The 26,441-nt window shown below is 49.6% G+C and carries 19 protein-coding genes; 11 read left to right on the top strand and 8 right to left on the bottom strand.

The window, feature by feature from the left end:
* The first annotated feature begins 1 nt into the window (after position 1).
* From ACFQ0N_RS22720 to ACFQ0N_RS22695, 6 genes are all read left to right on the top strand, one after another.
* Entirely contained in the window at positions 2-379 is a 378-nt protein-coding gene (locus ACFQ0N_RS22720) for a sensory rhodopsin transducer (RefSeq protein ID WP_379330513.1), read from the top strand.
* Positions 376-1,278, top strand: coding sequence for an ABC transporter permease (locus ACFQ0N_RS22715; RefSeq protein ID WP_379330511.1), 903 nt, complete (start codon positions 376-378; stop codon positions 1,276-1,278). Before ACFQ0N_RS22720 ends, ACFQ0N_RS22715 begins: the two co-directional genes overlap by 4 nt.
* Positions 1,279-1,331: 53 nt before the next feature.
* Positions 1,332-2,213, top strand: coding sequence for a carbohydrate ABC transporter permease (locus ACFQ0N_RS22710; RefSeq protein ID WP_379330509.1), 882 nt, complete (start codon positions 1,332-1,334; stop codon positions 2,211-2,213).
* A gap of 24 nt (positions 2,214-2,237) precedes the next feature.
* Positions 2,238-4,265, top strand: coding sequence for a hypothetical protein (locus ACFQ0N_RS22705; RefSeq protein WP_379330507.1), 2,028 nt, complete (start codon positions 2,238-2,240; stop codon positions 4,263-4,265).
* 99 nt (positions 4,266-4,364) lie between these two features.
* Positions 4,365-6,095 (top strand): hypothetical protein, encoded by a 1,731-nt coding sequence (locus ACFQ0N_RS22700; protein WP_379330505.1) that lies wholly within the window; start codon positions 4,365-4,367, stop codon positions 6,093-6,095.
* A 169-nt stretch (positions 6,096-6,264) separates the two neighbouring features.
* Positions 6,265-9,282 carry an S-layer homology domain-containing protein gene (locus tag ACFQ0N_RS22695; RefSeq protein ID WP_379330503.1) on the top strand — a complete coding sequence of 1,006 codons (3,018 nt, stop codon included), beginning with the start codon at positions 6,265-6,267 and terminating at the stop codon, positions 9,280-9,282.
* A gap of 82 nt (positions 9,283-9,364) precedes the next feature.
* Here the strand turns inward: ACFQ0N_RS22695 and ACFQ0N_RS22690 are convergent, their stop codons facing one another.
* Positions 9,365-10,411: a glycoside hydrolase family protein gene (locus tag ACFQ0N_RS22690; RefSeq protein WP_379330501.1), complete on the bottom strand. Its 1,047-nt coding sequence runs from the start codon at positions 10,409-10,411 to the stop codon at positions 9,365-9,367.
* A 294-nt stretch (positions 10,412-10,705) separates the two neighbouring features.
* Between ACFQ0N_RS22690 and ACFQ0N_RS22685 the strand changes: the two genes are divergently transcribed.
* Together ACFQ0N_RS22685 and ACFQ0N_RS22680 are read left to right on the top strand one after the other, a co-directional pair.
* Complete coding sequence (locus ACFQ0N_RS22685) at positions 10,706-11,995, top strand: stalk domain-containing protein (protein WP_379330499.1); 1,290 nt, start codon at positions 10,706-10,708, stop codon at positions 11,993-11,995.
* A gap of 215 nt (positions 11,996-12,210) precedes the next feature.
* Entirely contained in the window at positions 12,211-12,708 is a 498-nt protein-coding gene (locus ACFQ0N_RS22680) for an RNA polymerase sigma factor (RefSeq protein ID WP_379330497.1), read from the top strand.
* A 76-nt stretch (positions 12,709-12,784) separates the two neighbouring features.
* Here ACFQ0N_RS22680 and ACFQ0N_RS22675 read toward each other — a convergent pair whose 3' ends face one another.
* Together ACFQ0N_RS22675 and ACFQ0N_RS22670 are read right to left on the bottom strand one after the other, a co-directional pair.
* Positions 12,785-14,899, bottom strand: a complete 2,115-nt coding sequence (locus ACFQ0N_RS22675) for a multicopper oxidase family protein (protein ID WP_379330495.1) — start codon at positions 14,897-14,899, stop codon at positions 12,785-12,787.
* Between the two features lie 19 nt (positions 14,900-14,918).
* The gene (locus ACFQ0N_RS22670) at positions 14,919-15,125 is read right to left on the bottom strand and encodes a hypothetical protein (RefSeq protein ID WP_379330493.1); all 207 of its coding nucleotides are present in this window, start codon (positions 15,123-15,125) and stop codon (positions 14,919-14,921) included.
* A gap of 185 nt (positions 15,126-15,310) precedes the next feature.
* On the opposite strand from ACFQ0N_RS22670, the gene ACFQ0N_RS22665 reads away from it, so the two are divergent.
* Both ACFQ0N_RS22665 and ACFQ0N_RS22660 read left to right on the top strand, forming a co-directional pair.
* Positions 15,311-16,009 carry a response regulator gene (locus ACFQ0N_RS22665; protein ID WP_379330491.1) on the top strand — a complete coding sequence of 233 codons (699 nt, stop codon included), beginning with the start codon at positions 15,311-15,313 and terminating at the stop codon, positions 16,007-16,009.
* On the top strand, positions 15,999-17,342 hold the full coding sequence (locus ACFQ0N_RS22660) for a sensor histidine kinase (protein WP_379330489.1): 1,344 nt from the start codon (positions 15,999-16,001) through the stop codon (positions 17,340-17,342). The genes ACFQ0N_RS22665 and ACFQ0N_RS22660 overlap by 11 nt, the downstream gene beginning before the upstream one ends.
* A 132-nt stretch (positions 17,343-17,474) precedes the next feature.
* On the opposite strand, the gene ACFQ0N_RS22655 is transcribed toward ACFQ0N_RS22660, so the two are convergent.
* The 3 genes from ACFQ0N_RS22655 to ACFQ0N_RS22645 form a co-directional block, all read right to left on the bottom strand.
* Positions 17,475-18,419, bottom strand: coding sequence for a cation diffusion facilitator family transporter (locus ACFQ0N_RS22655; RefSeq protein WP_379330487.1), 945 nt, complete (start codon positions 18,417-18,419; stop codon positions 17,475-17,477).
* 177 nt (positions 18,420-18,596) lie between these two features.
* Entirely contained in the window at positions 18,597-21,704 is a 3,108-nt protein-coding gene (locus ACFQ0N_RS22650) for an MMPL family transporter (RefSeq protein WP_379330485.1), read from the bottom strand.
* A 78-nt stretch (positions 21,705-21,782) separates the two neighbouring features.
* Positions 21,783-22,409, bottom strand: coding sequence for a TetR/AcrR family transcriptional regulator (locus tag ACFQ0N_RS22645; protein WP_379330483.1), 627 nt, complete (start codon positions 22,407-22,409; stop codon positions 21,783-21,785).
* Positions 22,410-22,611: 202 nt separating this feature from the next.
* Here ACFQ0N_RS22645 and ACFQ0N_RS22640 point away from each other — a divergent pair, with 202 nt between their 5' ends.
* Complete coding sequence (locus tag ACFQ0N_RS22640; protein ID WP_379330481.1) at positions 22,612-24,465, top strand: glycerophosphoryl diester phosphodiesterase membrane domain-containing protein; 1,854 nt, start codon at positions 22,612-22,614, stop codon at positions 24,463-24,465.
* Between the two features lie 153 nt (positions 24,466-24,618).
* Here the strand turns inward: ACFQ0N_RS22640 and ACFQ0N_RS22635 are convergent, their stop codons facing one another.
* Together ACFQ0N_RS22635 and ACFQ0N_RS22630 are read right to left on the bottom strand one after the other, a co-directional pair.
* Positions 24,619-25,503: a metal ABC transporter permease gene (locus ACFQ0N_RS22635; RefSeq protein ID WP_379330479.1), complete on the bottom strand. Its 885-nt coding sequence runs from the start codon at positions 25,501-25,503 to the stop codon at positions 24,619-24,621.
* Positions 25,500-26,438, bottom strand: coding sequence for a metal ABC transporter permease (locus ACFQ0N_RS22630; protein WP_379330477.1), 939 nt, complete (start codon positions 26,436-26,438; stop codon positions 25,500-25,502). Before ACFQ0N_RS22630 ends, ACFQ0N_RS22635 begins: the two co-directional genes overlap by 4 nt.
* Between the last annotated feature and the right edge of the window lie 3 nt (positions 26,439-26,441).

Raw genomic sequence — 26,441 nt, 5'->3', positions numbered from 1 at the left:
TATGGAAAAACAAGGCGCGAAAAATTGGTACATCATCGACGGATATTTGCCTTATAAAGGGAAAGTAGATCATGAAAATCTGGAAGGTCACGAAGCGATCATAATCCTTAATTGCCACGACGAAGACGCGCATATCGCAATGGACATTTACTATGAAGACCGGGAGCCGGATATCGGTATCGGGATTTTCGTCCCAGCTCGCAGAGTGAAGTGCTTCCGGATGGATCATCCCGAGGAAATCGGCGGCATCGTGCTGGCGCCGCAGGTTCAATATTCCTTGCGGTTCAGAAGCCGGATCGACGTAATCGTTCAGTACGGGCGGATGGACGTCGCTCAGCCTAATCTGGCGTACATCGGCATGATCGGATATTCGGAATGATTAACAACGCCAAACTGAAACGCGAAATTCCGTTGCATGTGATGCTCGTTCCCGGCATAATCGTCACCCTGATTTACAGCTACTTTCCGATGGTCGGCATCATCTTCGCATTCCAGAAGTTCATCCCTGTGCAAGGGCTTTTTGGCTCCAAATGGGTGGGACTGGATAATTTCCGTTACGTGATGCAGATGCCTGATTTTTGGCAGGTGCTTTGGAACACGTTCTACATCGCGACGATGAAAATTATCGCCGGGCAAATCGTCCCGATCGCAATCGCTTTGCTGCTCAATGAAATGAAGTGCAAGTTCATTAAGCGAGGCGTTCAAACGCTCATTTATTTGCCCCATTTTTTATCCTGGGTCATTCTCGGCGCGATATTGGTCGATATTTTGTCTCCGTCGGAAGGGTTCGTCAATCAAGTGCTCCAATCGTTCGGTTTGAATCCGATCTTTTTCCTGGGAAGCAATCAATGGTTTCCTACCGTGATCATTACCTCCGATGTGTGGAAGGAATTCGGGTTTAGTACGATCGTCTATCTGGCTGCGATTACGAGCATTAATCCTGCTTTGTACGAGGCGGCGATCATGGACGGCGCGGGGCATATGAGGCAGGCTTGGCATATTACGCTGCCGGGCATGGTGCCGATCATTATCTTGCTGGCGACGTTAAGCTTGGGAAGCGTTCTGAATGCGGGCTTCGATCAGATTTTTAACCTGTACAGCCCGTCCGTATATGAAAGTGGAGATATATTGGATACGCTCATTTATCGAATCGGCCTTGTGGACGCTCAGTTCGGCGTTGCGACGGCAATCGGTTTGTTTAAATCGGTCGTTTCCTTGGTCCTCATTTCCGTGTCGTATATTTTGGCCTATCGTTTTGCCAACTATCGCATTTTCTGACAAGTGCGGCATGGAATGAGCCGGTCACGTTTTAAGAAAGGAGTCGAGCTGCCGTGCGTTATGCATCCGTGAGCCGAAAAATTTTCGTTTCCTTCAACTACACATTCCTCATTCTAATTTCGCTGCTCTGCCTGCTGCCCTTGCTCCAGGTGCTGGCCATCTCGTTCAGCTCCAGTCCCGCGGCATCCGCGGGGCTGGTAAAGCTGCTGCCGGTCGATTTCAGCCTGGATTCTTATCAGTATATTTTGCAAAAAAAAGAGTTTATCAGCTCTTTCGTTATTACGATGCAGCGGGTAGCGATTGGATACGTTCTCAATATGGTATTGGCGCTTCTGTGCGCGTATCCGCTGTCCAAAGAAGTGAAGGATTTCAGAATGCGCACGTATTATGCCTGGTTTTTCGTATTTACTATTCTGTTCAGCGGCGGTCTCATTCCAACCTATATCGCGGTCAGTGAAACGGGACTGTTGGACTCGCTCTGGGCTTTGATCATTCCGGGAGCGGTCGGCGTTTTCAATGTCATTTTGCTGCTCAACTTCTTTCGCGGCTTGCCCAAGGAAATCGAAGAATCGGCTTTCATGGACGGCGCGGGTCATTGGGTCGTACTCGCAAAAATGCATGTGCCCATGTCGATGCCCGTTCTTGCCACGATCTCTTTGTTTACATTGGTCGGCCACTGGAATGCATGGTTCGACGGGTTGATTTACATGAATTTCCCCGACAAATATCCGTTGTCCACCTACTTGCAGCTGATGGTCATTAACAGCAATCCGATGAAAATGGACATCAACAACTTAAGCGGAGCGTTGGAAATTTCGGAGCGTACGACGCGGGCGGCGCAAATCTTCTTGGGCGCCCTTCCGATTTTGATCGTTTATCCGTTTTTGCAGAAATATTTCGTTAAAGGGATCGTGCTCGGCAGCGTAAAAGGCTAATGAGGTTAATGGAGGAGAATCGGGATGACTGCTTCAAGTTATGAAAAATGGGTGTGGATTGAATTAATCGGGTTCGATAATACAGAAAGCGACTTCGGCGTTGCCGCTTATTTGGACACGGTCGGCACCGTTCCGGACGGAATTTCCCTGCTCTTCTTTACGCCGGATTTCGTACATGCTCACAAAGGAATGGAACAGGAATACGCACTGCCGATCGAGATGTGTTCTTATGCCGCGCGTCCCTATGGCAAGCTGCACGATCGGCAGCAGTGGACGAACTACCAGCTGCGCGGCTTGGTCAAGGAATTGCAGAAGCATGGTGTCAATGTCTATTGCAGCTTTTTTAATTTGTTCCTATATCAGGACAAGGGACTGGCAAAAGCGAGCGAATGGTGCGCGGCGCATCCCGAGCTGTATGAAATGAGGAAGACGGGCGAAGCATTCCCGGTCATTAATCCGCTGAAGCGGTTCAAGGACGGGACGTACTACGAGGATGTATTTGTCCGCGATCTGATGACCGTCATGCGGGATTACGGTTTCGATGGCTATCATGGCGCCGACGGCTATACGAGCCCTCGTCTTAGTCTGGCCGAGGCCGATTACTCGGACGACATGGTCGAGCAGTTCGTTCGGATAAGCGGCGTGGAACTGGCGGTTGGTTTGCAGGCGGCGTGCGACGGCGATCCGCTTGCATTGGAGAAACGCGCCGATTGGATTTGGACGCACAAGCGGATGGCGTGGATACGATTTTATGCCGTCCGTTGGGGGGAGTTTTGGCAGAAAATCATGCCGGCGCTTCGCAAGGAAGGGAAAAAAGCCGTTCTGAATTCGGTGTGGACGAGAGATCCGTTCGAAGCGTTGTATCGTTACGGCGTTGATTACCGGCTGTTGGCCGCGTCAGGTGTCGATGGCTTCGTCATCGAATCGGTCGCCGCATCCCTTTCGGCGGGAGCGGGAGAAACGGAATACGCCGAGCCCGGCTCCGAATTTATGGCGATGATAATGGCGATTAAAGCCTATGTGCCCGACATGAAGTTCATCTGTCTAAACGCGATCCAGGATACGAACGAGCAGTGGGACGGGATTAACCACGTGCCGACCATTGTGGAAAGGGATATTTACGCCTTCTCCAACGTTTATTTGCAGGATCGGGCAGGGCTGCAGCGCTGCGCTTCGGGGTTTGTCGCCTGCCTGGGCGACGGAATCGAGAAGATGAGCTGGGCCAAAATTTTGCGGCGCTGGGATCTGGGCTTCGACGGTGCGCCGGAGCGGGTTATCGGCGCGAGTTTTGTATGGTCGGACGAAGCACTGCAGCGTTCGCTGGAAGCTTATCCCGCGACCCGGAGCTGGAGCGCGCATAAATGGCTTGCGGAGTTGATCGAACGGGGCGCGCCGCTGTACGCCGTCGTGAACGTAAGCGAGCTGCGGCAGACGAACGGCGCGATATGCGTGACGGATTTGCATTTGCTCGGCGACGAGGACTTGGAGCGCGTTCTGGCTTATAGGAACGGACCGTCCGTGCTTCTCGGCACGATGACGGAGCGGCTGGCGCAGGCGCTGACTCGCTGCGGTTTGGCGGTCGAATGCGAACGGAATGGGCTATTTGGCGTTGTCCGCGATGAGAGCGGCGCATTGATCGAAGCGTTCGCCGGGGACGAGGCGGATCGCCGCCGCACGTACGAAGAACAGGACGATCTGTCCGCACTGAACGACATCAAGAGCTGGCTGGAGCCGTTATTTTACCGCGACGTTCCCACGGCGTTTTTGGATCGCTGTGTTCAGTCGCTCACCGATTGCGCAGGCGCGCCACGAGCGGTAAGCAACGCGCCGTACATTCGCGCTACCGCGCTGGAAATCCAGTCCGGCCGCTGGCGGCTGCTGATCCGAAACTTGCACATCAACTACAAGTCGGCACATCTGGATCTCGGCCGCTCCATCGTGAACATTAAAGTTTTGACCGAATTTCCGGGCATCCCGATATTTCCAAAAGGTTCAGAGTTCAGCTTGTACGTACCCGGACGCGGCATGGTAATCGTCGAAATCGAGTTTTAGGAGGCGCAGCTGTGCAAACCTATCGTCAAGCGTAGATTTCAAAGGCTTCGTGCTCGAGTAGCCGAACATCATTTGAATGAAGATATGAGGTGCAAACCAATGGGAAAACGTAAAAATAACAACCCGACGCCTGCCGTTTCCGGAGAATTTCCGATCGGCATATTTGTCGAGCCGGCGCCGGACAGGACGTCCGATGACACTTATGCGGAGATCAGGGCGATGAATGCAAATTTTGTCGTCGCCCAGCAGCTGACGACGCCGGCAACGACGGATTGGGCGTTGGAGAAGGCGCTAACGAACAATTTGAAAATACTCGTCACCGATACGGGCATCCGCTGGATTCAATCGGAATGGCTGTCTCAGAACGCAGACGACGGGGAAGGGGTGTATCTGCATAATGATGGCTCCATCGGCCAGACGTTTACGACACCGGATGTAGACGATTTAAGCCTTGCCGTCATTTCCTTCAAGCAAAACGGCGAGTGGCCGGCTGGTGCGTCCGTTACGCTGAACGTCTACGACAGTCCGGACAAGGGCACGCGCATTGCAGCTATGACGCTGAACGGGCCGATCGCCAGCCGTTATCCCGAGTTCAGGCTGAATGCAATGCCAGTTGCGCCCGAGACGCCGCATTATTCCGTGGCAGCCAACGCGACGTATTATTTGGAGTTGACGACAGATAGCGAAACGGCACTTGGCCCGTTCTGCACGAGCGCGATGGATCGTTACGAAGGCGGTCAAGCTTATGTCAACGGCGCCCCCATGCCTGACGATCTTTACTTTCAAATAACGTTAAAAACGTCACGCGGCGGCACGATATCCGCTTTTTCCCCGACGGGAAGACCGTCCGACGCTTACATTGAGACACTCGTCGCGCATTATAAATCCCATCCCGCCGTGCTGGGCTACAACTTGATTGACGAGCCTTTTGCTGAATTATATCCGATGATGAAGGAAACTTCCGACAAGATCAAAGAGCTAGACCCAGACAGACTCATTTATGTCAATCACTACCCTTTGAATGATGAAGGAAAAGGCTACTTCTCCTTGGAAGGAACGCCGCCTATGGGCTATGAGGATTATGTTAGCCATTGGCTGGATACGAATCCGGACATGATTTCTTTCGACTACTATCCTTTTAAGAAGGAAGGGTTCGATGAGCATTTCTACTATCTCTCATTGGAATATTATAGGGAGAGAAGCTTGGCTCATCACATCGATTTCTGGGCCTATATTCAGAGCATTGCGTATGATTATTTCTTTATTTTGGAGCCGACGGAAGCCCAGATGCGATTTCAGATTTTTTCCACTCTAGCTTATGGAGCAAAGGGCTATGTTTACTGGACTTATTGCAACCCGACAGGGGATGAGCCGGAAATAAAGCTTATGCACGATGCCCTTATTTTAGAGGACGGCTCGAAAAATAAAACCTATGACTATGCAAAAGCCATTAATGGCGAAATATTAAAAATAGGTTCTGTGCTATTGTCGCTTACTTCTGTAGAAGTCTATCATACGGGACATATACCTCCATTTACAAAACGTTTGCCGTCCGATTTCTTCTGGCAGCTATCTGAGAAGGATTCGAGTGCTTCGATGATCATCTCGTTATTCGAGAATGAAGCGGGGAAAAAGTATGTCATGGTCATAAACCGGGATTTCGAGCATTCGCAGCAATTGACATTTCAGCTTTCTGGCCATTTGCAGGCTGTGAAAGAAGTATGCAAGCAAACAGGAGGAGAGATTGCAACAACATACGATGCGACTGCAGGAACACTATCTGTAAGCTTTGCGCCAGGGGATGGCAAGCTATACGCTCTAGGTGATTAGTGCCTGTTTCATTACTCCTGCATAAACTTCAAATCGCTGACTCCACTGCATGGCAATCGAAAAATTAGATGTATTGCAGTGGAGCTTTCATATTGAGAGGGGGGATTAAAGGGATATAGCAAGTGTATTTTAATAGATACGCCAATAATTTGGATGAGGTGAATCGATAATGGCAAAGAAAGTAATGCTAAGCATTCTCGTTTTCATAGTCGCAATAGGAGGTGTGGTCCTTCCAGATGCAGACGCAAGTTCTAATCCTACTCCAACAGTTTCGGGAGAGTTTCCGATCGGTATATTCTTTGAACCGCCTCCGTCAGATGTTTCGAATACTTCCTTCGCTGACATTAGAGCGATGAATGCCAACTTTATCGTAACAAGCAACTTGAATACGACACCTGCTACTACGATGTGGGCTTTAGACAGGGCAGCTGAAAATGATTTAAAAATGCTTGTTACCGATACTGGTATTCGCTGGTTTCGCTCGGAATGGATATCGCAAAGTGATGATACCGGCACGGGGGTATATCTTCGCAATGATCGACCGATCGGTCAAACCTTTACGTCGCCGCCGATTAGCGACCCGGACATGGGGCTATGGAAGCTTTCGTTCAAAAAGAGCGGATCATGGCCAGCAGGGACTACGGTTACGGCTAGCATTTATGATAGCCCAGCCAAAACAAGCTTAATCAGCTCTTCTGTTTTAAGCGGTCCTGTTACAACCGATTATCCAGAGTTTACGATTCTTGGTGCATTTATGAGTGCGAGTACTTCCTATTATGTTGAATTAACGACTAACAGCACAACAGATCTGGGTCCGTTTAAAACAAGCGCAGCAGACAACTATGCGGGTGGACAAGCCTATGTAAATGGCGTATCGCAAAGCAACGATCTCTATTTTCAAATGACTCTGCCACGATCCGGCGGCGGCAACTGGGGCGCATTTTCTCCAACCACTGATATGACAGAGGATTATATTGAGCATTATGTGAATACTTATAAGGATCATCCTGCGCTTCTTGGCTACAACCTCGTAGATGAGCCGTTCGGAGATATTTTTCCAAAGTTGAAAGCGGTTTCCGCCAAAATTAAGGCGATCGACCCAAACCATATGGTGTACACGAATTTATACGGCGTTTGCGACGATTGTCAGCACTACTACAGCGGCACGAACGATCCCGTCAACGGCGGTTATGAAAACTACGTCAACGGCTGGTTGGCGACGGATCCGGATATGATTTCTTTTGATATCTATCCGTATACATCCACCGGATTTCTTGAGAAGGCATACTATCAGTCGCTTGAATATTTCCGTAAACAGTCTTTATTAAACGGAACCGATTTATGGGCATATATTCAGTCCTATTCTGATGATTACTTGGGTATGGTCAAACCAAGTGAAAGCCAATTAAAATATCAAATTTATTCTACGTTAGCTTATGGAGCGAAGGGGTATGTTTACTTTACCTATTACACGCCTAGCTTCTTTGATAATGGCCTTATCCTGCCTGACGGAACGAAAAACGATACATATGACTACGCTAAGTCGGTGAATGGAGAAGTGTTGAAGCTTGGGTCTACGCTTCTGTCACTAACGTCCAAGGATGTGTACCATACCGGCGGCGTGCCGCCGTTCGCGACAGCGCTGCCCGCGAATTATTTCTGGCAGCCTGCGGCCGGTCAGCCCGAGATGCCGATGATCGTATCGCGGTTCGAGAACGAGGACGGAAGAGAATTCGTCATGATCGTCAACAAGGATTTGGAAAATGCGCACACGGCCCAATTCACTTTGTCGAACACACCGTCTGCGGTCACGGAAGTTTCCAAAACGACCGGGCTCGAAGTAGCAACAACTTATAATGCAGGAAGCGGAATGTTAACGGCCGACTTTGCGCCGGGAGAAGGCAGACTTTTCGCATTGAGCGCTTCGGTAGCTAGCGGCGGCGATGGCGGAAGCGGATGGATCCCTCCTGCAGCACTGCCAAGCATGAAAGGAATCCAGCTCGATGCGGCACCGTCTCGCATCAAGCTTGGAGACGCCCGCAAGCTCACTGTACGTGCTTTGTACGAGAACGGCAGCTTGGAGCAGCTGACAGCGAAAGCTGAATTTACTTCGTCTCATCAGGATATTGTGTCTGTGGACGCTGACGGCAATATTACCGGGCGTTCAATTGGCTCGGCGACCATAACGGCTAAATATGATCGCTTTACAGCAGCTGTATCAGTACAAGTTGTCGACGGCAGCAAACTGCAGCAGCAATCCGAACGATTCGAAGCGAATCAAGGGGGAGAATTAAAGCTGGGAAGTCAGCTGGTGCTTCGCATTCCTGAAGGAGCATCCGCAAAACCGGTGACCGTTACGGCAACGATCATCGATAATCCGGGCAGCAATGCCACATCTGGACTGCTCCTTGCCAGTCCTGTATTCGAAATCGTCAAAGAGCCGGCAGATGACTTTGCCAAGCCGGTTACAGTTGAGTTGATGATTGATCCAGACAAACAAGGATATGAAGGGGCAGCAGTTTATTTCTTCGACAAGTCGAAGCAGGAGTGGGTGAAGCTGGAAGGCCAAACGGCTGGAAGGACGATTACAGTACAGGCGACCCGCGGTGGGGTGTTTGCCATCTTTGCTGCTGAGCCTGCCGAAGCAGCCCAAACAGAATTTAAGGACACGGTTAACCATTGGGCAAGGAACGCCATTGCTGAAGCGGCTGCGCGCGGAATCGTTAAAGGCTTTGGCGAGGAAACCTTCCGTCCGAACGGCCTTGTTACCCGCGCAGAGTTTGCAGCTATGCTTGGCCGTGCGCTGCAATGGAAAGCGGAAGATGCTGAAGCTGTATTCACCGATCCGATCCCAGCCTGGGCAGCGGGTTATGTCGCAGCCGGAGCGAAGCTGGGGATCATTACCGGCTATGCCGACCAAACGTTCGGTGCCGAGCAGCAAATTTCCAGGGCAGAAATGACAGCTATGATTGTGCGAGCGCTCAAGCTTCCTCTTGATGCCAGTACCAAACCGACGTTCAAAGACGCGAACCAGATCGCGAAATGGGCGAAGCCGTCCGTGGCAGCAGCAGCCGAGGCAAATCTTATTCGCGGCAAGGGCGGTCAGCTGTTCGCACCGCAGGACAAAACAACCCGCGCAGAAGCGGTAACGGTTGTCATGAACATGCTGAATATGCTGGACAATTAATAAAAAGCGAGGCTCTAGGCTTGTCGGCAGACGCTAATTTATTAGCACCGGTAAGCCTAGAGCTCGTTTTTGTCTAGGGCGGCTAGTCGCGTACAGCCGGTTCCGGCGGAGCGAGCGGGATGACCATATTCCACGTATGATCAAAATGCCAGGCTTTCTCCCCGGTTCCGGTAGCGGCAAACAGATGAGTCGGCACCCCGTCTTCAATGAGCAGGAAGGGGCGTTCGAGGTTGCACATTTCCTTGACGCTGCCATCGTTCCAGACGACGGTTCGCGAGTAGGCTTTCGGCTCAGGGCAGATCGTCCAGTGCAGGCAATCTGCGCTAGTGGCGTAAACGCCGGCTCCCCATTCTCCCGTCAAACCGGACGAGTCGTTTTTGAAATCATCCTTGATCAGCAGATGGAACTGCTGGCCGTCATGCCACAGATACGGATCTTCGACATGCAAGTCCGGATTGGAAAATTGCAGAATCGGATCATCGGACAATCTGCGGAAAGGCCCGGCAGGGTGGTCGGCTACAGCTACGCCAAGCTGCAAGGTTGAACTGGCATATTCGCGCGATTTGTAAATCATATAGGTCGTACCGTCGGCCAAAATGGCGACGCTGGGATTGGTCGTTGCCGTACAATCCCAGCGGCCGCGCCGCGGCTCCAGCAGTGGCTGCTCCATTCTCGTCCACGGTCCGGCAATCGAAGGGGAGGTGGCCAGCCCAATCCGCTTGTTGTTCCATACTTCAGTGCCCCGTTCCGATGACACATGATCTCCTGGCCCCGGGACTGGCCCGCCATAAGTCGTCCCCATATAATAGAGGTAATAAGTGCCGTTCCAATAACGGATATGCGGGTTATGCTGATTCATACCGTCAAAATAATGCCGCTCGCGCCGGCCAAGCACGACCTCTTCAAAGCGGTAAGGACCTTCAGGCGTCGAACTGGAGGCCCGCACAATCTCGCAATTGAACAGCCAGTTCACCCCGAAGCCCAGCTCTTTGCTCCAGCGGGAAGCGAACAGATGATAGCGCCCATCCTCACCCCGAATGCAGGAACCGCACCAAATAAAAGCATCTTCTTCGCGATAGCCGCCGCCGACAGGAGCGGGCAGCAGCCGTTCAAAGATCGGATTTGCCATTTGGAACAACCTCGCTTTAACGTTTGATTTAGAAAACGATCAAGCCCAGTTTAATTATAAGCGATTGCCTGCAAGTTGCCAGCGGATTGAATGAAGATCTCGCTCTTCTTTTTTTGGAGCTGCAATGCTACAATAAAGCAATCTGTACATACCCGCGTTTATGCAATCGCTTACCTTAATCGACAGCATGAGAACCAAACCGGCAATAATTCACCCAAGGCGAGCACGATGGTTTGTAGAGCTATTTTTTACTATGGGGAGGAATTTGTTTTGTTATCGTCTGGGAAAGCATGGATGAAGACCTTGTGTTTCACCGCCCTGATGTTGATGCTAACCGTGGTGCCCGTCGTTCAGGCTTCTGGTATTGCGCTAAGCGTCGACGGCCGATCGGTGTCCGGTAGCGTGCAGCCGGTCATCAGTAACGGGGCTATTCTGGTTCCGGTACGCGACACTGCTGATATATTTGGCGCGAAATATCGGTGGGACGCCACATCGCGAACGTTGACGCTGACGAAAGGCGAGATGGAGGTGCGCTTCTTATTAAACGCATCCACGGCAACGATTGTACATGGCAAAGACAGCAGGAAAGTGGTATTGAACACGCCCCTTCAAGCGATGAACAACCGCCTGATGGTTCCACTGCGTTCGCTGTCTGAATTTTACGGGGCGAAAGCAGTATGGAACAAAGAGCATCAGACGGTCAATATTGAACTGAATAGTACAGCCGCTCCAGACAAACAAGGGGACAAGGGAGACAAAGGCGATCCAGGATCAGCGGGGCCTAAGGGAGAGAAAGGCGAAACCGGAGCTTCGGGAAAAGATGGGGCCAAAGGAGATAAAGGCGATCCCGGATCAGCGGGGCCTAAGGGAGAGAAAGGCGAAACCGGAGCTTCGGGAAAAGATGGGGCCAAAGGAGATAAAGGCGATCCCGGATCAGCGGGGCCTAAGGGAGAGAAAGGCGAAACTGGAGCTTCGGGAAAAGATGGGGCCAAAGGAGAGAAAGGCGATCCAGGGTCAGCGGGGCCTAAGGGAGAGAAAGGCGACCCCGGTACAGCGGGAGCGCAGGGGCCAGCAGGACCAGCAGGGCCAGCAGGACCAACTTATGCCAAGCAAGGGTTCTCGGCATATCTGAGCTCTCAACACGTTTCAAGCTCGACAGTATTGACCGGCTGGAGCACTGCATCCCCTTATTTCACAGGTGACGGCTTCAATGAAACTACAGGGATATATACAGTTCCAGCAACTGGTAGATATGCAATTAATGCAACGATCAATTATAAAACAGAAAATACTGTCACTACAGGGCTAGGGGCGGGAGTAAAACCTTATTTCACCGTGAAACGTACGACCCCGGTTTCGACAGAGTTAATTTCCGGCTACATGCCGATCATTGATGTCAACGTTGCATTGGTTCTTGCACTGAGAACGATACTTGGCAGCGGAACTGTTTCACTGGAGGGGGATGTTCAATTAAACGAGGGCGACGTGCTTGAGTTAAGGTATGAAGCTAACGGGTTGGCCATCCCAATTAATCTGGGTGACGATGTCGGCGTCGTATGGTCTGTTCGCCAAATATCCGATTAAGCCGGAAAGGAAGTTTTCAAAGAAAGGGTTGGTATTCCGGCGATCGAAGCCTGCTTGGCAAGCTAACCCTATTTTTCTTGGAGATGTCGGCAAACTTCAGAGAATCTTAAGAATTGGTTTAGGTAGTTTTTATGTTTCAATTCTATACTCGATTGTAGTGAAAGCAAGCGGGAACAAGCTTGACTGCTTGAAGAGAAAGGAATTGGAACACTTCCATGACTATAGATAACGAACAAATCAAGAGCTGTTGGCAAGAACTTTATAAATATGTGCAAAAGCGGGTGCGCAGTCCATTCGATGCGGAGGATTTGACCCAGGAAACCTTTGCCCGCGCCTTGCGGGCGCAAATGGGAGCGGTCGAAGAGATCGCCTGCCAGATCGCCTTTCTGAAGACGATTGCCAAGCGGCTTATCATCGACAAGTACCGTAAGGATAGCCGCCATCCCCTGCATTTGCTGGACAATGCGCTGCCGATACCAGATCCGTCTGAACGTCCGGAGCAGTGCTATGAGCAGCGTGAATTTATGCATGAGATGAAGGAAATGTTTGCCAATCTGCATGTGCGGCAAAAAACTGTACTGGAATGCCGTTTGCTGCAGGATCTCACCATTAAAGAAACGGCAGAATGCTTGTATATGACGGAAGGAAATGTGAAAAGTCTGCAGTTCCGGGCTGTGCGAAAGGTGCGGGAGCAGCTGGGGAGCGGGATGTAGCCAAATTACATAGAGCAGCGACCATAAGGTCGCTGCTCTATGTAATTTGCAGGAAGGGGGAACGCCCGACTCATTATTATTCCGGCAAATTCCCCGATCTCGTTCCTACTTCATAAGAAGAGGTTACGTTGTCGTACATCAAGTGCAAGATCATGCCTGTCGCAGCATGGTCCAAGTTATGGCAGTGATCCATCCACATTCCGGGATTGTCCGCGATAAATGCCACCTCATAAGTCTCACCTGCATAGACGTTTAACGTGTCGGTCATCCAAGGCGTCCTTACTTTTTTGCCGTTCTTCTTCAATACCGTCATATGATGTCCGTGAAGATGCATCGGATGCTCCGTCAGACTTCTATTCACGAATGTTGTTTTGACCCTGTCGCCTTCCTGGACAACAAAGGTTGGGATATTGGGGTATACTTCTCCATTAATCGTCCACAAAAAATTAAATTGTCCGTTATAAAAGCCCATCCTGTTGCCAAGGATCATCGTAAATTCCCGATCGAATCTGGTTGCGGACGTTAATTCGTTGACGATTGGCTTCCCGTATTTTGTCGGATCGAACAAGTTGGATTCCGCTTTGAAGCTCGAGTCCATCGGCAGGGAACCCGTATCATCATCACCATAGAAGACGATGCCAGGATTCGCAGATTCCCTGTAGTCTCCGATTTTGAATTTCACGGGATGATCCGGCATCTTAAAGACGATATCATATCTTCCACCAGATGCGAGCCTGAATGCAGTGTCATCGGACAATAGGTCCGGATCATGAATCCGCACGCCGTCAATGCTTGTAATTTGATAATCGACGCCTTGCAGAAGGTATTTTTGCGAGATGTTATGCGTGTTGATAATTTTCAAGTTTACAATTTTTCCGGGCTCCACTTGCTTGAATTGCATTTGATCCTCGGTTCCGAATGCGATTTTCTTTCCTTGATCGGTTTCCCAATTATGATTTATAATCGTAAATTGTTCATCGTACTCGTCTATCCGGCCGCTTTTCGGCTCAACAATTAACGATCCGAAGAGCCCCTTCCTCACTTGCTCTGCAGCTTGCTGATGAGAGTGAAACCAATAGGTTCCTTCCTGCATCGCCCGAAATTTATACGTAAAAGATTGCCCCGGTTTGACGACATTCTGGGTCATTCCCGGCACGCCGTCCATCGCGTTTGGCACATTATAGCCATGCCAATGAATCGTCACGCCTTTGTTGATATCCTTGTTGATCAGCTTCACTTCTACCATATCTCCATATTGCACGCGAAGCTCGGGGGCGATTTCTCCATTGTAGGTCCAGGCATCGACCTTCGCGCCGGAAGCAAGTGTTATTTCCCGCCTCTGCGCGACGAGTTCGAACGTGACATCCGCCGGATCGGAGATATCTCCCGTCAAAGCAGCCACTTGGGCCATATTGGAATGATTGGAATGACCGTGCATCTGATGGGCTGACATCATCGTAGGCCTTCCGCCTCCTTCATCAATCAGATGATGGTTCATCATATCGGAGGCTTCGGGCAATTTGGATAAATCCGCTCCCCACAAGACATTAACGACAATGACTACGACCGCAGCAATTGCCGTTATAGCGGTCATCACAGCGAACTTAATCAACCTTTTCCAAAATTGATGCGGGATGAGCCCCCTCCGTAAGACCACAAGATATCTTCTCACGATGAAGAAAGCAGGCACGACCAGAATAAGCAGCAACAGAACAGGTCTTTGCACGATTTCAAATAAGCTCGGCATAACTGCTTGCGCGACAACATTGCTGAAAGCATTTATGCCGGAAGCCAATGCAGCTGCATAGACCGGAATAACCAGCAGGGGGTCCATTGCCTTGGCCAGCGTCACTGTCGACAATTGTTCTTGATTTGCTTCGCCTAGACGCCTTGCCCGTGACAATGTGAATATAACGACTGGCATATAACCGATAAGCGCAACAGGAACCATTCCCTTGACGGTCCCTTCAATGAGCAGCCAGTCACTTTGAAAATAACTGAAAATAAGTAGAGCCCCCCATAACCCGACGATTGTGAGAGCGATGTAGATGACCCCCATCAGAATCATTCTCCAGAGTCTTAGGCGCTGGTTATTTTTCACATAAGGAATCATCGTAACCAATAATCCGGCAATAGACCATATAATCGCCATCAGAAATGTCAAAATCATATTGGAAAAAATGTGGAACAATTCATCAACCCCTTTCGTGCTATGATTTGGATTTGTTTAGCTTTAAGATGACATCGACCAAATGCATGTTTTCAAGCGTGTAATAAAGCTGCTCTCCATTATCCGAGTTCAGCATGTACAACCCGAGCATAAACATACTAAAAACGCCGCCGAACCAACTTATAATCGAAATGACATGAATCGTAATCAACAATTGCTTCTTTTTCAAAGACAATCTGTAGCTCATGATCTAATCCTCCCATATCGTTCTTGTAACGGACTTAAAACTATGCTAACACCAGAATGTTGCGAACTTATGGAGACTTTTTTGAGAGGTTGTGATGCTTCCTTTCGTCGAATCAATTTGTTGTATAATAAAAATGTAGTTAAACCGGGAACACGAAAAAACGGAAAAATGAGCGAGGGACAAAAATGGGGATCAAAGTTCTAATCGTTGAAGATGAGGATAAAATATTGTCGTTGATGGAAGATTTCCTTCAGACGGAGGGCTACGATATTGTTACCGCCAAGGATGGGAAAACCGCGGTCAGTCGATTTGAAGAGCACAAGCCGGATATCGTCATTCTGGATTGGATGCTGCCGCAAATGAACGGTCTGGATGTGTGCCGTTACTTCCGGCAAATCGGAGAGCCGGGAATTATTATGGTAACGGCCAAAACGGAGGAAACGGACAAAATCGTCGGCCTGGAGATGGGAGCGGACGATTACTTAACAAAGCCTTTCAGCTTAAGAGAGCTTTCCGCTCGTATCCGATCCTTATTGCGGAGAATGAACAGAAGTGACAGCGGCGTACAGAGCAATGTGCTCCGCCGAGGCGATTTGACGATCTACGAGGAGAGCTTGCAAGCATATAAAGGAGATCAGGAGCTGCGGCTAACCCCGACCGAATTCAAGCTCCTTCATATGCTGGCGGCGAAGCCTGGCCGGGTATACAGCCGAATGCAGCTGCTTCAGCACGCTTTTGAAGAAGAATTCGTCATTGACGAACGGACGGTGGATTCACACATTAGCAAGCTGCGTAAGAAGATCGAGGACAATATCGATCAACCCGTATACATTCAGACGGTTTACGGGTTCGGATATCGCTTCGGAGCGAAGTATGAAAATTAGAACGAAGCTGATGCTGTCGATGAGCGTTCTGATCGTATTCATCATGCTCAGTCTGCTCGCTGTCACACATATCCAGTTTTTTATTGTTCGTGATCTTGCTTTTTATAAAGACAAAGCCGCCTTTAAATTGCTGCAAGAGGAATTTGAGCAATATTATGTAGATCACAATGATTCCTGGGAAGGCGTCCATGATGAACAATTTGAACATAGCCGCGGCTTTGCCGAGATCGCCATGGTAGTGGATGGCAAAGCATTGTACCGGCAAGGACAGCTGGACATCGAAAGCATGCAGGCCGATGGTTTTCATATCTCGTTGCATGAACAAGATCAGAAGATCGGACGCCTTTTTGTTATGAACGACAGCCAGTACAAAACCTATGAATTTAAAAACATGTGGTACAACATTCTCCCGAATACCCTTCTTGTATCCTTACTGCTGACTGCTATTGCCGCTCTGGGCATCATCTTCCTGTTATCCTGGAGGATGACACGTCCGGTACGCAAAATTGTTGCAGGAATCCATGGGATCAAGCAAGGAGATGCAAACGTGCTTTTCCCTGTGCGCAGGAAGGACGAGTTCGGGGCGATCTCAAGAGCGCTTCAGGAGATGAATCATAGCCTCGCCAGCGCAGAACAATCCCGTAAGCAGCTATTATCTGATGTTGCGCATGAATTGAAAACCCCGCTCATGGTTATACAGGGCGAGATGGAGCTGGCTCAGGAAAGAGATGTCCCGCTTTCCCCAGAAAAGCTGTCGTCTCTGCTCGACGAAGTGTTGCGGTTATCCCGGCTGGTTCATGACGTGCTCGATCTATCCAAGCTGGAGGCCGGCGGCACAGAGCTTCGCCCAACGGCTGAAAATATAGTCGAGATTGTCAGCGGGCTGATCGAGAAAACGCAGTTTTTGGCGGAGGATAAGCATATCGGCTTATCCATGCATGCTTCAGAGGATGTGATTGAGGTCTCGGTCGAGAAATCTCGTATTCTTCACGCACTTTACAATATTTTAATTAATGCGATTCATTATACGAACGAGGGGGGAGAAGTACAGCTTCATGTGGAACGGATGTACTGTCCCGACCGACAGGATGAGGTTGTCCGGATTGCAATTGAGGATAACGGAGTCGGCATTCCACAGGAAGATCTATCCCAAATATTCAACCGGTTTTACAGGGCCGATCATTCAAGAACTCGGCCGAACGGCGGTACAGGTCTTGGCCTGGCGATCGCGCAGCAAAACATTGTCGTACACAAGGGCTGGATCGAAGTGCGCAGCGAAGCGGGAAAAGGTACGGCATTCTCGGTATTTTTACCGACAGCAAAAGAGTGTTAAACGTTAAGCGCCGCCGCGGCAATGGCTGGAAGCTGAATAAACAAGAGACTGGTACATGGATCAAAAACAACCATTGTCAAGTTGCACACACAAAAGCTCCCTGCCAGGCGTAGGCAGGGAGCTTACCATTTTTCAAACCTTCAACGTTTCATGATGAATGCGGGCGGATTCAATTTGCAAGGTCGTATGCCGGATTTTAAACTGACCCTCAATAATGTGGATCGCTGCCTGAAGAACAGCCTGGCTGTCCGTTTGTTCGTCGATAACGATATGTCCGGTTAAAGAATCAAGATTGGAGGTAATGGTCCAAATGTGAAGATCGTGAACATCTGTTACGCCTTGGATGGCCATTAGAGCTTTCTTTACTTCCTGCTGGTCTACCGTTACAGGCGTTCCCTCCATCAAAATATGGACAGAATGCTTGATGACGCCCCACGCGCCTCTAAGAATCAACAGGGCGACAAGTACAGAAATAATCGGATCGGCAACATACCAGCCAAATAACATCATAATGAGACCGGCAGCAATAGCGCCTACTGAACCGAGAGCATCGCCGATCACGTGCAAATAGGCGCTGCGCAAATTAACATTGTTTTTGACATCGCCTTTGCGCATTAATGCCCAGGCGCTGACGAGATTGGCCAGCAATCCGACAGAGGCGATCAGCATCATTGAGCCGCTTGCTACAGCAGGCGGTTCGCTAAAGCGTTGAATGGCTTCCCATGTAATGAACCCGGCAATGATAAACAGCGTCACTCCATTGAACAAGGCGGCTAATATTTCAAACCGGTAAAAGCCGTATGTTTTGTTTGGTGAAGCTGGACGGGCAGCAAACCAGAAGGCGATTAAGCTAAGCAGCAATGAGCTTGCATCGCTTAGCATATGGCCGGAATCGGATAATAAAGCAAGACTGTTGGTGATAAGTCCTCCGAAAAACTCCAGCAGCATAATGCTGGATGTGATGATCAGCGCAATGAGCAAGCCTTTTTTATTGCCTTCTCTGGCGTGATCATGATGGCTATGATGATGACCGTGATGGTCATGAGCATGAGAGTGCGAATGATTGTGAACATGCATAGTGGCAGCCTCTTTTCATAAATATATTAACAACATATGAGCATGTATTCATATTATAATATATAAATTGAATTGTCAATATTGTCCTTACATCTTAGTATGGCGCCAAGGAAAAAAATAATGAGCCCGATCGACAGGCCCGAAAAGGGCAATCGATCTGAGCTCATTCGTTGTACTTTAGAAGTTGTTGGAGTAAACCTGCTTTTGCTCGCCTGATTTTTTGCTTTTTAAGGAATTAGGCAGTACAAGCAGAGCAGGAAGCAGCATTGGCAGCAACACATAGCATAGAACAAGCAGGCCGACAATGACCGCACTGGCCAGCTCGATTAGCAAAACAAGGCCGGATGGCATTAAGGTGGCGAAAGTGCCGCCGAGGATGACCATGGCGGAGATGATGACGCCCCCGACATGCTTGGCTGCTTCCACGATGGCGACGCCAGGTGCTTCGTGCTCATGCTCCTTGTAGCGCATCATTAAGAAGATGCTGTAATCGACGCCGACTGCGACGATGACGATAAAGGAGAAGAACGGTACGAATGAAGATACGCCATCGGCTTTCAGTATATGCTCTGTAACATAATTCGAGGAGAGCATGGCGACATAATAAGAAGCAAGCAAGGCGACAACAATGTAGACAGCCGGCCAAAATTTGCGAATGACGAGCAGCAGCACCAGGAAGACGCCGACAATGACGATAATGGCTGTACTCGTAAACGAATCGACCTGCGCTTCATTCGTGTCATAGGTTGTAGAACTTGGACCTGTGGCGCCAAACTGCGCTTGATCGAGCGCAGTGCCTTTAAGCGAATTGGCTAAGGTTGCGTTGATGCGGGCCACTGTATCAAGTGCAGCCGGCGAGTAAGGGTCCCTATCCAGTATGACGATCCATTTGACGATTTTTCGATCCTTGGACATGAAATTGTCCAGCGACTTGCCGAAATCCTCGCTTTCAAGCGCCTCGCGCGGGATGAAAAAGGTTTTGGAGCTGTTCAGTTCGGTAATAAAATCGCCGGTTTTGCCCAATCCCTCGGATATATCGCCAAGACCGTTTCCGCTCTTGCTCAATCCATCCTTAAGCTGATTCATGCCGTCAGACAGACCGTTCAGCCCTTCGCCGAGCTTTTGTTGACCGGTTTGTACTGTTTTCAGCGCATCATTCAGCTTTTTCATATTAGTCGTAATTTCACGATTGCCTGCAGCGCCTTTTTGGAGCCCGCTGGCAAGCGCCTTTGCCCCAGTCTCCAGCTGGGTGAGGCCTGTCGTCATTTCCGATTGCGCGGTGGAAATTTGCCCTAATCCTTTTGTCGCTTCGGCGAACGAGCGATTTAATTGCTTATGATTCGTTTGCAATGTTTTCATGCCGCCGATAATCTGAGCAAGACCGGTTTCCAGCGTTGCGCCGGTCTGCTTCAAGGTCAAATATTGCTTATCGGTTTGCAGATCGCTGTATTTTGCGCCGAGACCGCCGATCAGACCGTTCATGCCGGCAAGACCTTGCTGAATGCCCGGAAGCTGCTGCTCTAATTGGCCGTAGCCGTCCGCGATGGCCACATAACCTTGCTGCAATTGATTTAATCCTTTGCTGAGCTCGGAGGTATGGCCGGATACAGTTTTCATTCCTTGCTTCAGCTTGGCGATGCCGCTTTGAAGCTGCTCTGCGCCGCTTGCGCCTTGAGCGATTCCGTCGCCGACCTGACGAAGCGCGGTAGCAATTTGCGAATAGCCCTGATGAATTTCACCTGTGCCATCGACCAGCTTATTCACTTCCGAAAAATCAGGGCTGACCAGCTTGTTGTTCATCTGCTTAATGCCGTCCTGAATTTGATCGACGCCGTCCTTCGTTGCTGAGATGCCTTCTGCAACTGTTTCCGTCTGGGAACTGATATAGAATTGCTCGATCGGCTTCGATTCCGGCTGGGTGACGCCGGCTACTTTGCTGACGCCCTCGATGCTTTTTAGCGATTCGGTTACTGCATCGATGACGGCGAGCGAATCAGTGTTATCCATCGGCTTGTCGTTTTTGACGAGAACCGTTGTCGGCAATGCCTGACCGCGGCTGAAATGTTCGGCAGCAATCGTAAAGCCCTGCGTGGATTGATAGCCGTTGCCCAGCTCCTTCAATTGGTCGAAGCTTAGCTTTTGGCCGCTAAACATCAGCACCGGTATCATGATGATAACAATAATTACCGTAGTGAAAAGCGGATTTTTAACGGCGATGGCTGTTAATTTAGCCCAGAATTTACTTTCCTTATGTCCGGCTCCCTTCTTCGAAGGCCAGAAAAGCTTGGGACCGATCGTCTTCATAAAGAAAGGAGTCAGTGTCCAAATTTGCAAGAGCAGCACCGCCGTTCCGATAGCGACGACATTGGCCGACTTGTAAATGCCAAAGGTAGAGAAGCTTAATCCGGCAAAAGCGATGAAAACCGTTAAAATGCTGTAGAAAATCGTTTTTCCGGCAGTTTGGTAGGTGACGACGATCGCTTCATCGACTGTTCGCCCGTGGCCGAGCTCTTCCTTGAAACGATTGAACAGCAATATGTTGTAATCTGTGCCAATCCCGAACAAAATCAGGACTAGCAGCATTTGCGTTACACTCGTAATGGGGAAGTTCAGCTTATCGATCACTTGCGCAGCGATGCCCATCGAACAAAGATAAGTAATGCCGACAGCAAGCAGGGAAACGAATGGGATGATGACCGAACGGAACATCACAATAAGCACAAGCAGGATGAAGCCTACAGTAAGTAACGCGCTCTTCTCAACCCCGGCTTCGGATGCCCGGATATAATCGTTCTGAATAAAATCTTCCCCGGTCAGGTAATAATCTGTCTTTACATCCTTGAGCACTCCATCGAACTCGGCCTGAATATCTTCTATTTCCCGTCCAAGCCGATCAAGCCGGAAGCTTACCATAAGTGTCGTCCCGTCTTCAGATACAAGGGACGATTTGGCGTCAGGCATAGAGAACGGGTCAAGCAGTTCATCGACGCCGAGCTCCGTCTGCTTCGCTTTAACCTGTGCGATGCCTTGCTCAATTTGCTGCATATCGGTACTTGTCAGCTTATCGGGGTTATGAAAGACGATAATATCGCTTGCTCCGATTTTAGAGCCGCTCATTTCCCGCAATATTTGGGCAGCGACCTGTGATGGACTATCCTCAGTAAGGGGATTTTGCCCGCGCTGCCGCAAAATAGCATTCGTGTCCGGCTGGATGGCCACCAGCAGCACAGTTGCGGCGAGCCATAGCACAAGCAGCGTCCATCTCCATTTAATAACGCGATTCATTGACGTCTCAACTCCTTCTCCTTCAAATAGGGCCTGTTGTTACTCTACATATAGGCTTGATTACAGCGCTGGCGGCATCTATTCTGTAAGATTTAGCTTCTTGCTAATGCCAACAGTGTAAATATGCAGCAGTTCAGTAATAAGCCTGCTTACCGTCTGCCCGTCATCATAATCGCGCAGGATCAGGCAAATCCCTTCGTTAAGTGTGGACGCAGTAACATGAATCCACTGGGAAGCATCTGCAGCCAGCGGCGCTCCTTGTTGTAACTGGAGCATGACTCTTTCCAAAATATTTACAATGACCCCGGTAACATCCTGCTTTACTTTCTCATACTTGGACCCTTCGCTTTGATTGAGCATGATGCGAAATTCCGTGTTGGAATGTTGGATCAATTTCAAAATCATATCCTCAATAATATTGCAGTAGAGAAGGGGATTCCCGTCGCTTGCGCGGTTTCCCGGAAAGTTCTGTTCAATATCGGCTTGAATATCGCCCAAGTAGCTGGCAAACTGCTGATGAACCGGATGTAGCAGCTCGTCAAGCAAGTCTTCTTTGTTTTTGAAATAACGATAAATATTGCCTGGAGTTACACCCGCAGCCGTAGCGATTTGCCGCATGGACGCCTTTAAATAGCCGTGGCGGCTAAACTCGCCTAAGGCAGCCTGCAAAATATTGTTTTTCACATCATCCTTTAAATATTGCATTAGTAAACACCCGTTCATTATTGAATTTAACAAATTTATTATAACGGGAAACAAGTCTATGACGCAATATATAATGCTTGCCGGTCATCGGATTGTCACATTTGCCAGTCTTGGTCGAAAATGCAGTTTTTACCTCGAAAATATGTTAAAATTTATAAATATCGGAGTCGTTTGAATTTCTATTCTTAAGCAGGTGTGTCAGATGCAAAAGACCCGGAAAACTCGTATTTTTCCGATGATGGCCGATATTTTAAAAACGATGCTATTTACATTTCGGCAGCTTTTTATTTTTGAGCTGATTTATAAGACGATGGCCATCTTTATTTTTTTGCCGATGATATCGGTCATTTTTAACAAATTGCTTAGTATGGGCGGGTTTGCCGGGGCGACCAATTATGAGCTTCTGCGTTTCGTTTTAAGCCGCTATGGCCTGCTAAGCATGCTGATTCTTATACCGCTGGCAACGGCGCTGATCTTTTTGGAATTTGCGGTTTTAATTATTATTTCTTTCTATGGGCAGCACAAGAAGAAGATCGGCATTATCCCGGCCTTTTTTCAAGCGATCAGTTATTTGCCCTCCTTGTTCAAATACGGCTTTGTCGGCTGGTCGCTTTATCTGCTGCTCATTATTCCGCTGCTTAGTGACGGGATTGGACCGTCGCTGCTGCCAACGCTGGAAATTCCCAATTTTATTTCCGGCGAGCTGTTTAAGACCGGACAAGGATCGCTGCTTTATTTTGCCGCCTTTGCCGTTATAATCTTTTTTAATATACGCTGGACCTTTTTGCTTCATGCGATGGTTATTGAGGGGAAGAGCGGCTTTTGGGAGGCGGCCAAACGAAGCGCGGCCATTCAGCGCAAAAGCTATTTGAAAATGATTATGGTGACGATGCTGACGATGTTTTTATATTTGTTTGTTTTTGTCATTATATTGGTCATTTTGCTCGGGTTATTTATTTTGCTTCATTTTACTTTGCCGCAGCAGGCGAGCTATACCGGTTTCGTGCATTCGCTGTTCTCCAAGGGCGTCGTGCTCTCGCTTTATCTGGCTTCTGTTGTCGTCATTCCATTGTACATGACAACTTTAACCAGACTTTATATGACCAAGGCGAAGCCGGGGGATGCCGTTCTCGATTTGGCGGATCACCCCGCCGACGCTGACGCGCTGCCTTTTCTGAAGAGAGGGCTGCTGCGCAAGCATCGGCGCAAACTTATTGCGCTTATGCTGCTTGTTGCGCTCGGAACCAGTCTGCTGCTCATACCGGCAATGGGAGAGTTCAATATGCGGCAGGAGCAGCCGATCATCATGGCGCATCGCGGCTACATCGCGGCTGGAGCCGAAAATACGTTGGAAGCAATCGAGGGCGCTATACGAGCCGGGGCCGATTTCGCGGAAATTGACGTGTTGGAGACGAAGGATGGCCAGCTTGCCGTTATTCACGATACGAACTTGAAGCGGCTTACCGGCCATAATGCCGAAGTGTATGATATGACGATGGATGAGCTGAGGAAGCTCGATGTCAGACAAGGGGATTTTGTCGGCAAAATTAGCAGCCTGCCGGAGATCATGGAAGCTGCGCGCGGAAAAATAAAACTGAATATTGAACTGAAAACGCATGGCCAGGAGCGGAATTTAGTACCAGCCTTTTTAAAAACGCTGCATGAGCAAAACTTTATGGAGGAATGCATTGTTCAATCACTCGACTATAATATTGTGCAGCAGGTGAAGTCAGCGGAGCCGGGTTTGAAGGTCGGATATATCATGTTTGCCGGCGTTCCGCAAATGGAGCATATTAAGGCTGATTTTGTAGTGATGGAGCAATATTTGGTCAAGAAAACGGCAGTGGCCGCAGCACAGCTCCATAAAAAGGAGATCTATGTCTGGACGGTCAATGAGAGCGAGCAAATGGAGCAATTTTTCGGCATGGGTGTAGACGGCATTGTAACCGATTATCCGGAGGAGGCCATCCGTTTAGCGAACATGCAGCGCATCGAAAATGAGGATGACAAGTTCTGGGCTGTGTTCACGCAGTGGGTAAACGGGCTGCCGAAGTGAGAAAAACCGTCAAGCTTTCCGATAAAGCGGAAGAAGCTTGACGGTTTTTTTGATTTTATAGAATTTATAAGTTTCACTCGGCAAATTCTATAAAATTTCAGGGGAAGAAACTTGCCTCGCGCCAAGGACGGCGTCAGCCGTTTCTTCTTACGATTAGAACTGATTTTCCTGTACTAGCCGCTTCTGCTTGAATTTGCGAATTATAACACCATGCTTTGGCGAGAACAGCAGCGCGATAACAAAAAATACGCCGGCAACTGTAATCATGCAGCCTGCAATAGAGGCGTCCAGCAGATGTGCCACATAATAGCCCGCTACTGAGCTGAGACAGCCGATGACAATACTGTATACAATCATATGCCCGAGCTTGTCGGTTAACATATAGGCGGTAGCCGGCGGTACAACCAGCATGCCGACTACAAGAATGGCGCCTACGCTTTCGAAGGAAGCGACTGTGCTGACGGACACGAGCCCCATAAGCAAATAGTGAAACAAGGCGACAGGGATGCCGACGGCAGCCGCCATTGCCGGGTCGAAGGAGCAAATCTTGAATTGCTTATAAAAGGCGCTAATGACGATAACGCATAACAGAAGCGCCAGGCCGACGCCCCATACCGCTTTCGGCCCAATATCCACGCCGCCGATTTCCAGCGTATTCCACGGCACATAGGCAATCTCGCCGTAAAGCACGCAGTCGAGATCGAGATCGATATGCCGGGTGTACATACTAATCAGCACGACGCCGACAGCAAAGAGTGCCGTAAAGACGACGCCGATCGATGCATCGGACTGCACGCCGCTTTGATGGAAAAGCTGAATTAAAAATACGGTCACGAGACCGAGCGCAGCGGCGCCAAGCAGCATAAACAGCGAGTCCCGGGATTCGCTGACCAGAAAGGCAATGACGATGCCCGGCAGGACAGAGTGGCTGATCGCGTCGCCGATCATCGCCATCTTTCGCAGAACGAGGAAGCAGCCGACGATACCGCATGTACTGGCGACGAGAGCGCCGGTCAAGATAATCCAAAAGGTGCTCATACGGCTTCCTCCTTCCTGCGCTCTACGGCCGGCATCATCGATTCTTGCCTAACTTTATTTCTTACTGAGGCCCGCAGCAGCACTTTGGAAAGTATGCCGCGCCGCGGCGCGGCGATGACGGATATGACAAAAATAGCAGTTGCCACCAGCACGGTGAGCGGCCCTGTCGGCAGGTTGTTGCCGTTGGCGCTAATAAAGGTGCCGAACAGTCCGCTGAGTGCGCCGAACAAGCCGGCCAAGACGACCATTAAGCCGAGCTTTTCCGTCCAATATCGCGCGGAAACGGCAGGCGTAATTAGCAGGGCGGCCATCAAAACGACGCCAACGGCCTGGATGCCGACAACAACCGCGACGACCAGCAGAAACATAATAAGCTGATCCATAAAAGCGACCGGATAGCCTATGCCGCGGGCAAATCCGGGGTCGAAGCTGAGCAGCTTGAATTCTTTGAAGAGAAGGGAGCAAACTCCGATCAGAAAAACCGAAATAATCGCCATAATGATGACATCGGATTTCATCATGGAAGCCGCTTGACCGAACAGAAATTTATCCAGCCCGCTCTGGTTGCCGTTGCCGCTGTGCTGAATTTGGGTCAGCAGTACGATACCAAGGCCAAAAAAGACAGTCAGCACAATCGCTAGCGCGGAGTCCTGCTTGATGCGCGTGTTGCGCGTAATGTAGCCGATCCCGAAGGTGGCGATAATCCCCGCGATAGTCGCGCCAATCAAAAACAGAAAGATCGACTTGGAGCCGCTCAGCATAAAGGCGATGCACACGCCCGGCAATGCGGCATGGGACAATGCGTCGCCCATAAGCGACTGCTTGCGCAAATAGGCAAAGCTGCCGATAACGCCGCTGCTAAGCCCGAGCAGCATACAGCCGAACAGGATCCACTGGGCATTCGGGTCGGTAAAAATACGTAACCAATCCTGCATTGC

Origin of the sequence: Paenibacillus sp. GCM10027626 (assembly GCF_042676285.1) — a bacterium.
In the GTDB taxonomy this organism is placed as follows: domain Bacteria; phylum Bacillota; class Bacilli; order Paenibacillales; family Paenibacillaceae; genus Paenibacillus_Z.
Note: the sequence above shows the minus strand (reverse complement) of the source record. Positions and strands in the feature narration are given on the sequence as shown.